The organism is Streptomyces sp. KR55, assembly GCF_052245645.1.
GTDB lineage: Bacteria > Actinomycetota > Actinomycetes > Streptomycetales > Streptomycetaceae > Streptomyces > Streptomyces flavusporus.
Window position 1 is genome coordinate 1 of record NZ_JBQQCE010000345.1, and the last position, 10,775, is coordinate 10,775.

Annotated in this window: 9 protein-coding genes; all 9 read right to left on the bottom strand. The window is 72.0% G+C overall.

From position 1 onward, the window contains the following. A partial coding sequence (locus ACTWQJ_RS36575) for an MFS transporter (RefSeq protein ID WP_443310762.1) occupies positions 1–790 on the bottom strand: 790 nt, incomplete at its 3' end. Between the two features lie 3 nt (positions 791–793). Next, positions 794–1,342, bottom strand: coding sequence for a DUF5825 family protein (locus ACTWQJ_RS36580; RefSeq protein WP_443310763.1), 549 nt, complete (start codon positions 1,340–1,342; stop codon positions 794–796). Continuing rightward, positions 1,339–3,228 carry a RiPP maturation radical SAM C-methyltransferase gene (locus ACTWQJ_RS36585; protein ID WP_443310764.1) on the bottom strand — a complete coding sequence of 630 codons (1,890 nt, stop codon included), beginning with the start codon at positions 3,226–3,228 and terminating at the stop codon, positions 1,339–1,341. Before ACTWQJ_RS36585 ends, ACTWQJ_RS36580 begins: the two co-directional genes overlap by 4 nt. A gap of 240 nt (positions 3,229–3,468) precedes the next feature. After that, positions 3,469–6,033, bottom strand: coding sequence for a polynucleotide kinase-phosphatase (locus ACTWQJ_RS36590; RefSeq protein WP_443310765.1), 2,565 nt, complete (start codon positions 6,031–6,033; stop codon positions 3,469–3,471). Further along, a complete protein-coding gene (locus ACTWQJ_RS36595) occupies positions 6,030–7,508 on the bottom strand; it encodes a 3' terminal RNA ribose 2'-O-methyltransferase Hen1 (RefSeq protein ID WP_443310766.1) in 1,479 nt (492 codons plus the stop codon). The genes ACTWQJ_RS36590 and ACTWQJ_RS36595 overlap by 4 nt, the downstream gene beginning before the upstream one ends. A gap of 105 nt (positions 7,509–7,613) precedes the next feature. Further along, complete coding sequence (locus ACTWQJ_RS36600; protein WP_443310767.1) at positions 7,614–8,537, bottom strand: LLM class F420-dependent oxidoreductase; 924 nt, start codon at positions 8,535–8,537, stop codon at positions 7,614–7,616. A gap of 75 nt (positions 8,538–8,612) precedes the next feature. Then, the gene (locus ACTWQJ_RS36605) at positions 8,613–9,083 is read right to left on the bottom strand and encodes a DUF6099 family protein (protein ID WP_443310768.1); all 471 of its coding nucleotides are present in this window, start codon (positions 9,081–9,083) and stop codon (positions 8,613–8,615) included. Between the two features lie 224 nt (positions 9,084–9,307). After that, on the bottom strand, positions 9,308–9,643 hold the full coding sequence (locus ACTWQJ_RS36610; protein WP_385266268.1) for a nucleotide pyrophosphohydrolase: 336 nt from the start codon (positions 9,641–9,643) through the stop codon (positions 9,308–9,310). Further along, positions 9,640–10,775: AAA family ATPase (locus ACTWQJ_RS36615; RefSeq protein WP_443310769.1), on the bottom strand; the 1,136-nt coding region annotated here is incomplete at its 5' end. The genes ACTWQJ_RS36615 and ACTWQJ_RS36610, both read right to left, overlap by 4 nt.

Here is a 10,775-nt window from a genome sequence, read left to right on the forward strand (position 1 = left end):
GGGCCAGATCCCGGGTGGCATAGAGGACGTAGAGCGCACCCGCCGCACCGCTGCCGAGGTTGAGCCCGGCGCCCGACAGAACCATCCGGCGCAGCTCCCGCTCCGCGCGCACCACCGCCAGGCCCGCCCGGAGCAGACCGGCCGACGGCTGCGCGGCCGGGCCCGTCTCCCGTGCTCCGGCCGGCGTGTTCAGAGCGGCGGGCAGGGCGAGCACGAGCAGCGCCTCCACGGCGTAGGCGACGCCCGCAGCCAGCAGGGCCTGCGAGGCGCCGAGGAGCCCGACCAGAACGCCGCCGAGGGCGGGGCCGCCGATCAGGCCGGCGGTACGGGCCCCGGTCAGCGCCGAGTTGGCGGTCAGCAGCCGCTCCGGTCCGACGACCCGGGGCAGCGCGGCCTGCAGGGCGACCGACAACGTGAAGGTCAGGGCACCCGAGACGACGGCGACCGCGTACACATGCGCCCGGCCGACGTGGCCGAGGGCGTCCGCGAGCGGGAGGGAGCCGACGACGAGGGCCTGCAGGGAGGTGACCGTGACGAGCAGGCCGCGCAGCGGCAGCCGGTCGACGAGCACCCCGGCGAACGGGCTCAGGACGGCTCCGGGAAGATACATCAGCCCGAACACCGCGGCCGCCCCGAAGGGCCCCGCGCCCAGCCCGGTCACGGCCAGCAGCGCCACGGCCAGCGCGGTGATCTGCCGGCCGACGGAGCTGGCGACCTGTTCGCCGCACAGCAGGAGGAAGGGCCGGTGCCGGCGGAGCAGGACCGCAGGGCCGGAAGGTGTCGTATCCAACCGTCAGATCCCCGTGCAGGGGACCGGCCAGCGCCTCAGGCGCGGCGGCAGGGCGACCGCCCAGCCGTCGGTGACCAGGGCGAGCCGCTCGGCCGCCAGCAGGTCGAGGGCCTCCCGGTGCACGGGGCTCAGCGTGTCGACGGGCGTGGCCGCCAGCAGGATGTCGAACGCGGCAAGCAGGTCGGGGTGGTCGAGGGTGAAACGCGCCGAGGCGGGACGGTTCCTGCGGTCCATGACGGAGACGAAGTCCGGGCCACGGCGGTGATAGAGCATCCCGTACGCATACCCGGCCCGCCAGTCCCTCAACTCGTCGCCCTCATCAGGGTGTTCGACCGGTGGCGGCAGGTGACGCAGCATCCGCAGGTCGTACGTCGCCTCCTCGTCCGCCGTGCGCCAGCGCGTGTCGAGTCCCTGGCTCTGGCACTCACGCAGGAACTGGACCGCCACCGCCGTCTCCCGCCCTCCCGCGCCGAGGCGGAGCGGTTCCTCCACGTCGACCCGCCGGCCGGTGGTGCGGTGCGCGACGCCCGCGGGCAGCCCGAGCCCGGTCATCCCGCCACCTCCCGCGCGGCCAAGGCACCGTCCACCGGGCCGCGGTCGATGCGGATCGGCAGATCACGCGTCGGCAGGGACACATACGTCCGCCCGTCACGGAACAGCAGCCCCAGCGACAGGACGTGCCGCAGCCACTCGCCCAGCGCGTCGGCGGGGACGTCGTGTCCGTCCCCGGTGAGCAGCCGGTGCAGCGCGGGCTCGGTCCGGCCGTCCTCGAGGCGGCGCAGTGCGGCGGCCTCCCAGCCGGTGAAGCGGTGGGTGCGGTGCGGCATCCCGTGTCGCCGGTCGTGGACCAGCAGCGCGCCCTCGTCGTCGGCCGCGTCCTCCATGAGCAGGCTCGATCCCGGATGCCCGGCGATCCACGCCTCGACGGCCTTCTTGAGCTCCGCCTCCGTCTCCCCACCGATGCCCGCGTCCTCCGTGTCGAACAGATAGACCAGGTCGGTGAGTTCGTCCTCGGGCAGGTCGTAGACGTGCTGGTACATCTCGGCCGGCCGGCGCTTCCCGAAGCCGAGGCCGGGGTCGGAGAAGTGCGGGCTGAACCGTTCGAGCTGGATGCGGTGGGCGCCGCCCGGCGGCTGGAGGTGGACGAGCGCGGGCATCTGCTCGATGACGGAGGCGTAGTCCTCGGCGGTCTCGCCCGGGAATCCGTACAGGTAGTTCCAGGTGCAGGTCAGCGAGTGGTTGTCGAACTCCCGGAGCGTACGGATGTTGCGGGCGCCGGTGACCCCCTTGTCCATGAGGTCGAGGACCCTGCTGCCCAGACTCTCGATACCGGGCTGGAGGAGCACCGCGCCCGCTCTGCCCAGCAGTTCGATCTGGCCGCGGGTGAGGTTGGACTTGACCTCGTAGTGCATCCGCAGGTCCCAGCCGCTCTCGGCGGCGAGCGGGAGGAAGTCCTTGAAGTACGCCATGTCGATGATGTTGTCGACAGTGACGACATCGAGGATGCGGTGCCGGCGCACCAGGCGGTCGACCTCGCTCCACAGCCGCTCCCCCGGTTTGGCGCGGAAGGCCATGGCGGAGCCGTTGAGGCCGCAGAAGGTGCAGTGGTGCTTCTCCCCCCACCAGCAGCCCCGTGCCCCCTCGACGACCAGCTTCGGGTACACGTACTCGATGACCGGGGACGCCTCCAGGGCCGCCTGCCACTGGTCGTAGTCGGGCGAGGGGATGTCGGCGGGCGCCACGGTCCGCCGGGTCTCCGTGTTGGCCCGGGACACCTCGCCGTCCCACCAGCACAGGCCCGGGACGTCCGCGGGCGGCGTGCCGTCGTCGAGGTGGCGCAGGAGGGCGGGGAAGGCGTACTCCCCTTCGCCGCGCACCACGTGGTCGACGAACGGGTGGTTGCGGTGCAGGGCGTGCCCCATGGGGCCGTCGCAGTTGCTGCCGCCGAAGACGATGACGAGTTCCGGGCGGCGACGCTTGAGTTCCTTGGCCAGGGCCAGCGAGGGCACGTTCTGCATGAACGTGGTGGTGAATCCGACGACCTCGGGATCGTCCGCGAGCACCTCGGTGGCGCTGCGGTCGATGAACTCGGCCGCGTGGAGCCTCATCTCGGAGGCCGTGTCGACGCAGATCCCACGGTCCGCCGCGTAGTCCCCGAGACGGGCGACGCCCCAGTCCGGGTCGTCGTAGAGCACGCCCGAGAAGACCCAGTCGCCGAGCCCGTGGAAGATCGAGTCGCTGCCGACCGCCTCGTAGTCGCCGGGCCGCAGGCGCCCGCCGGACCGCTCCAGCAGCAGCTCCGCGAAGCTCAGTGAGCCGTGGAACTCGCTCACCTCGTCGTCCGGACGGGCCTGCTGCAGCAGACTGTGCAGCAGGCCCACCTGGAGCGAGGGCAGATCGATCGGATGCCAGGGCATGGTCACCAGCCGAACGCGCACACCGCTCCCTCCGTGGACACCTGCCTCGGCTCCTCGCCCGGTCAGCGGGTCGGCCGCTTCTCCATCACGGCCGGTCGGCGGTTCGTGCGCTCTTCCTCGCGGATCACTGTCTTCTTGATGTCCATCGACGCGCCCTCCCGAACTCCTGTACGCAGCAAGGCCGTTCACCCTACGGACGGAGACGGGAGGGGCACAAGGGTGCCGTGCGCATCCTGTGGGCGCCCAGGCCCACGGGCCGGGTCACAACCGTGGGTCCACCGGCTCGGACTCCAGGGCGAGCACCCCGAAGACCGCCTCGTGCACCCGCCACAGCGGCTCACCCTCGGCCAGCCGGTCCAGGGCCTCCAGACCGAGCGCGTACTCGCGGATCGCCAGCGACCGCTTGTGATTCAGGAACCGCTGCCGCAGCCGGGCCAGATTGTCCGGACGCGTGTACTCGGGACCGTAGATGATCCGCAGGTACTCGCGGCCCCGGCACTTGATGCCGGGCTGCACCAGGCGACCCTCCGTACTGCGCACCAACGCCCCGAGCGGCTTGACGACCATGCCCTCGCCGCCCCGGCCGGTCATCTCCAGCCACCAGTCGATACCGGCCTGGATCGACTCCGGGTCGCCGGTGTCGACATACAGACGCCGGGTGGTCTGGAGCAGTCCGCTGCCGTCGTGCTCGACGAGCCGGTCGAGCAGGGCGAGCTGTTCGTCGTGCGGCAGTCCGGCGAGGCTGCGGCCCTGGACCGCGAGGATCTGGAACGGCGCCAGGCGGACGCCGTCCAGGCCGTCCGTGGTCCAGCAGTAGCGGCGGTACGCCTCGGTGAACGCGGCGGCGTCCGCTGCCCGTTCACGCTGGCGGGACAGCAGGCCGGCCACGTCGACGCCGCGGGCCGCCGCGCCCTCCAGCGCGGTCAGCGCGCCCGGGAACACCGCCCCGGAGGCGGCGCCGACCGCCGCGTACTGACTGCGCAGCAGCCCGGACGCCTTCAGCGACCATGGCATCAGCTCGGCGTCGAGCAGCAGCCAGTCCCCCGCGCCGGAGGCGCTATTGGATGCAGCGAACTCGGCCCACAAGCCGGCCGCATCGACCGCCGACCGCAGCCGGCCGAGGATCTCCTCGGTGACGGACACGTCGTCGAAGAACGGGCGGCCGGTACGGGTGTAGAGGGACCCGGTGGGGCCGTCCACTCCGAACCGCTTCCGCGCCGCCTCCGCGTCCCGGCACACCAGCGCCACCGCCCGCGAGCCCATGTGCTTCTCCTCGCACACGACCCGCGCGACCCCGTCCGCCGCGTACTGCGCGAACGCCTCGGCCGGGTGCTCCAGGTAGCCGTCGACGTGCGAGGTCGCCGTCGGTGCCATGGTCGGCGGCAGGTACGGCAGCAGACGCGGGTCGACCGCGAAGCGGCTCATCACCTCCAGCGCGGCCGCCGCGTTCTCCTCGCGGACCGAGATCCGGCCGGCGTGCCGGGTCTCCACCACCCTGCGCCCGTGCACGTCCGCCAGGTCCAGCGGCCGGCCGTCATGCCCGCCGGGCGCCTCGGACCTCAGCGGCTTGGCCGGCTCGTACCAGACACGCTCCGCCGGTACGTCGACCAGTTCCCGCTCCGGCCAGCGCAGCGCGGTGAGCTTGCCGCCGAAGACGGCACCGGTGTCCAGGCAGATGGTGTTGTTCAGCCAGGTGGCCTCCGGGACCGGAGTGTGGCCGTAGACCACCGCCGCCCGGCCCCGGTAGTCCTCCGCCCACGGGTAGCGCACCGGCAGCCCGAACTCGTCGGTCTCCCCCGTGGTGTCGCCGTACAGCGCGTGCGAGCGGACCCGGCCGGACGTCCGGCCGTGGTACTTCTCCGGCAGACCGGCGTGGCAGACCACCAGCCTGCCGCCGTCGAGGACGTAGTGGCTGACGAGCCCGTCGATGAACTCCCGCACCTGCTGCCGGAACTCCTCGCTCTCCCCCTCCATCTGCTCGATGGTCTCGGCGAGCCCGTGCGTGTGCTGGACCTTGCGGCCCTTGAGATACCGCCCGTACTTGTTCTCGTGGTTTCCGGGCACGCACAGCGCGTTGCCCGACGTCACCATCGACATCACACGGCGCAGCACACCGGGGCTGTCGGGCCCGCGGTCGACGAGGTCACCGACGAAGACGGCGGTACGGCCGTCGGGGTGCACTCCGTCGACGTAACCCAACTTGCCCAGCAGCGACTCCAGTTCGGCGGAGCAGCCGTGGATGTCGCCGATGATGTCGAAAGGGCCGGTGAGGTGGGTGAGGTCGTTGAAGCGCTTCTCGGTGACGATCGTGGCGTTCTCGACGTCCTCCACTCCGCGCAGGATGTGCACCTTGCGGAAGCCCTCGCGCTCCAGGTGGCGCAGGGAGCGGCGGAGTTCGCGGGTGTGCCGCTGGATGACCCGGCGCGGCATGTCGGCCCGGTCGACGCGGGCCGCGTTGCGTTCGGCGCACACCTGCTCCGGCACGTCGAGCACGATGGCGATGGGCAGCACGTCGTACTGCTTGGCCAGCTCGATCAGCTTCCTTCGGGCGTCCGGCTGCACGCTGGTGGCGTCGACGACCGTGCGGCGGCCGGCGGCCAGGCGCTTGCCCGCGATGTAGTGCAGGACGTCGAAGGCGTCCCGGGTGGCGCTCTGGTCGTTCTCGTCGTCGGAGACGAGCCCACGGCAGAAGTCGGACGAGATCACCTCGGTCGGCTTGAAGTGCCGGCGGGCGAAGGTGGACTTGCCCGAGCCGGAGGCGCCGATCAGCACCACGAGGGAGAGGTCGGTGACGGGCAGGGTGCGCCCCTTGGTGTCGACGGTCATGCGGCCTTCTCCTCCTTCGTGGTTTTGGTCGTGGCTGTGCTCAGGGAAAAGACGGCCATCTGGGTGGGCGGCCCCACCTCGGGGTCGTCGGGCCCGACGGGCGCGAACTCCACCTCGTAGCCGTGCCGTTCGGCGACTTTTCCGGCCCACTGGCGGAACTCGTCCCGCGTCCACTCGAAGCGGTGGTCGCCGTGCCGGACGTGACCGGCCGGGAGGGACTCCCAGCGGACGTTGTACTCGACGTTCGGGGTGGTCACGAGGACCGTCCGGGGTCGGGCGGCGCCGAACACCGCGTACTCCAGCGCGGGCAGCCGGGGCAGGTCGAGGTGCTCGATCACCTCGCTGAGCACGGCGGCGTCGTACCCCTTGAGCCGGTTGTCGGTGTAGGCGAGGGAGCTCTGGAAGAGCGTGACGCGCGAGGCCTGCCGCTCCCCCATGCGGTCCAGTTTCAGGCGCCGGGAGGCGATGGTCAGTGCCCGCATCGACACGTCCACGCCGACGATCTCGGTGAACCGCGGGTCCTTCAGCAGCGCCTGCACCAACTGGCCCTGACCGCAGCCGAGGTCGAGGACCCGCGCGGCACCGGACGCACGCAGGGCCGAGACGATCGCGTCCCGCCGCTGCACGGCGAGCGGGGTGGGCTTCTCGGCCTCCTCGGTCTCGGCCTCGACCGCGTTGTCGAGGTCCTCGACCTCGCTGTCGTCGGCCTCGGCCAGCCGGACCAGTTCGAGCCGCTCCATGGCCTGCCGGGTCAGCGACCAGCGGCGGGACAGATAGCGGCTGGTGATCAGCTTCTGCTCCGGGTGGCCGGGCAGCCAGCCCTCACCGGCCCGCAGCAGCTTGTCGACCTCGTCGGAGGAGACCCAGTAGTGCTTGGCGTCGTCGAGAACCGGGAGCAGGACGTACAGATGACGCAGGGCCGCCGCGAGGGTCAGCACCTCCGACTCCAGTACGAGGCGCACATACCGGGAGTCGCCCCACTCCGGGAACTCGCTGTCCAGCGCCACCGGGTCGGCGGTCACCGCCCATCCCAGCGGCTCGAAGAGGCGTCGTACGAGGTCCGGGCCGCCGCGGGCGGGCAGCGCCGGTATCTCGATGCGCAGCGGCAGCGGCTCCCCGGCGCGCTCGGGGCGGGCGGTGCACACCCCGCGCATCGCGCTGGAGAAGACGCCGCTCAGTGCCACGGCGAGCAGTGAGGAGGCCGCGTACGGGCGGTCGTTGACGTACTGCGCGAGGGCCGCGTCGGGGGCGCCGCCCCGGCCCTTGCCCTTGCCGCGCCGGACCAGTGCCACCGCGTCCACCTCCAGCAGCAGGGCCGCCGTGCAGCGTTCGGCGTCGGCCTCGGGGTAGAGGACGTGCGCCTTGCCGTAGGAGGTGGAGAACGCCTGCGCCCTGTCGGGATGCTTGTGCAGCAGGAAACCGAGGTCGGTCGCCGGGCGTTCCGGGGTGCCGGTGGTACTGATCGTCAGGAACACAGGGTTGCCTCGAAGGGGTCTGAAGTGCGGGCATGCGCCCGCGTGGGCCATGCCAACGTACAGACAACCTCCACACGGACACCTGTGATTTTCGCCGGGAAGTCCTCAGGACAGCTGCGACTGGACCTGGGCCGAGATCAGCTCCAAGTGGTCCAGGTCGTGCAGGTCGAGGACCTGGAGGTAGATCCGCTGGGTCCCGACCTCGGCGTAGCGGCCGATCTTCTCGACCACCTCGGCCGGGGTGCCCGCCAGGCCGTTGGCCTTCAGCTCCTCGACCTCGCGGCCGATCGCGGCGGCGCGGCGGGCCACCTCCTGGTCGTCCCTGCCGACGCAGACCACGAGGGCGTTGGAGTACACGAGGTCGTCGCCCTTGCGGCCGGCCTCCTCCGCGGCGGCGCGGACCCGGGCGAACTGACGCTCGCTGTCCTCGACGGAGGCGAACGGCATGTTGAACTCGTCGGCGTACTGCGCGGCCAGCCGCGGGGTGCGGGTGGCGCCGTGGCCGCCGATGAGTACGGGGATCTTCGGCTGGGCGGGCTTGGGCAGCGCCGGCGACTCCTTGAGCTCGTAGTACTTCCCGTGGAAGTCGAAGGTCCGGCCCACCTCCGTCGCCCACAGCCCGGTGACGATCTCCAGCTGCTCCTCGAGACGGCCGAACTTCTCCTTCGGGAAGGGGATGCCGTACGCCGCATGCTCCTCGGCGAACCAGCCGGCGCCCAGGCCGAGTTCGACACGGCCGCCGGACATCTGGTCGACCTGGGCGACCTGGATGGCGAGGACGCCGGGCAGCCGGAAGGTGCCGGCGGTCATCAGCGTGCCGAGCCGGATGCGCCTGGTCTCGCGGGCGAGGCCGGCGAGGGTGATCCAGGCGTCGGTGGGGCCGGGGAGGCCGTCCCCGGAGCCCATCCTCAGATAATGATCGGAACGGAAGAAGGCATCGAAGCCAAGGTCCTCGGTGGCCTTCGCCACGGTGAGCAGGGTGTCGTAGGTCGCCCCCTGCTGGGGCTCGGTGAAGATTCGAAGATCCATACCTCCATCCTGCCCTCTCGCCCTCCGCACGGCGTCATTGGTCCCACGCCAAGGAGGCCGTCATGTCCGACCTGCCTAGCCCGCCTCCCGCTCCGGCACCACGTGCTCCCGGTCCGCCAGCTTGCGCAGCATCTCCAGCACCCGGTCCCGTGACTCGTCCGCCGCGTCGATGGCCTCCATGCACTGCCAGTAGGTGCCCTCGTCGGGCGCGGAGCAGGCGATGCCGACGAGGGCGATGCCGACCTCGCCGAGCAGGCCGCCGAGGTGCAGGAGAGCCTGCCGGGCGTCACCCAGCTCGGTGAGCTGGGCCGCGCGCAGCTCACCCTTGTCGAGCTCCGGTGTGCCGAGCACGCCGCAGCCTCTGCCCGCCAGCTCGGTCAATCCCAGTGCTTCACCGCGCAGTTCGGGCGGTCCGGAGACCGCGAGCCGACTGCCGATCGCCTGGGCCAGGGCCTGCGCCTGCCACACCTCCGTCATGGTCTGAGTCACATCGCCGCTTGCCGCCAGGGCACGCCTGCTCGTCAGGATGAGCCGCACCGCATCCATGCGCTGCCCCCGTCTGTCCCGCCGCGCTCTCAGCACGTCGCCCGAACACCCTTGTCCACTACCCAGAGTGAGGGAGCGTGAGGCAAAAAGCCAGAGGAAGACGGAAATCTGCGGACAACAATTCGGATGCGGTTCAGATTTCGACTGCGGAGAGTGAAAGTGGATCCTGCGACTCCCCGCCCGGGCCGGGAGCCTGAGACTCCCCACCCGGAACCGGAGCGGGGTCAGGGCCCGTCCGGTGCCGGGAACCGCCGTTCGTTGCGGTCGATCTTCGCGTCGAGCGCGGCCAGCGGGTCGATGCCGAGCACCTCGCACAGCTGGAGCAGATACGCGAGGACGTCGGCCACCTCGTCCGTGACGCGGTGCGCGGTGTCGGGGTCGGACATGACGCGCGCCGACTCCTCCGGCGTCAGCCACTGGAAGATCTCGACCAGTTCGGAGGCCTCCACACTGAGCGCGGCCACGAGGTTCTTGGGCGTGTGGTAGCGCTGCCAGTTGCGCGCGGCGGCGAACTCGGCCAGCCTGCGCTGGAGCTTCGCCACGTCCAGGTCTTCAGTCACGCGTCAAGGTGTACCACCGTGACTCCGTCCGTCCCCTCCGCCCACGACGCGTCGCTCACCGCGCCGACCAGGCGGATGTGCCCGCGCTCGCACATCCGCGCCGCCAGCCGCAGCAGTTCGCCGCACTGCCGTGGGTCGAGTGCGCGGTCGAAGCCGTCGGCGAGCACGGTGAGCGTCTGCATGGCCGCGGGCACCTCGCCGGCCGGGTCGACCTCCAGGACGCCCGGCCCGGTGAGCAGCACCAGGGTCAGGGCGAGGTACCTCAACTCACCGTCCCCGAGCCGTTCGAGGGCGGTCCGGATGCCGTCGCCCCGGTCCAGCACCGCGCGGACCGTGCCGTCGCCGAGCGGTTCGGCGAGGACCTCCGCGACGGTTCCGGCGCATCCCGCGCGCACCGCGGCGACGAGCTGCGCATGCCGCCGGACGCACTCCGCGCGGGTGCGCCACAGGACGTCGGCCAGGTTGCCGCAGCCGCCGAACAGCCGCCCGGAGCCCATCGGCACGGGGAAGCGCATGCGTTCCGGCCGCGGGTCGCAGGCAAAGACGGAGCGCAGGGCGACGACCATCTGTTCGGCGGCGGCGAGGACGCGCCGCTGTCCGTCGGTCTTGCCGGCCACCCGCAGCGGCAGCAGCGCGGTGCCGAGCCGGTCGTCGGGCAGCGGGGCGCGGGTCACCGGCGCCGAGCCGGCCGTGTGCCAGGCGGCCTGTACGGCGCGCCGGCCCGGGTCGCGCAGAGCGGTCTCCAGCAGAACCACGCCGTCGGCCGACAGCCGCTCCCCCACGACACGCAGGTCGGGTTCGGCCTGGACGGCGACGTCGAGCCGGACCGGGCCCTCGGGGCCGTCGGCCGTACAGCCGATGCGGAAGCCGCGGCGGCGCTGGGCGTCGGGCCGGGCGCGTTCGGGCACGCAGGCGATCGGGGCGGGGAACGCCTCGCCGAGTTCGGCGCCACCACCGAGCCGGGCCAGCGCGTCGTACGCCCGCAGCGCACTCGTCTTGCCGGAGCCGCTGGGCCCCGCGAGCAGGGTGAGCGGGCCGAGCGGGAGTGCGGCACCGCGGTGTCCGGCGAAGGCGGAGAGTCGCAGCTCGGTGACGTGCGGCCGGTCCGGCGACCCGGGGCGGGGCGGGGTGG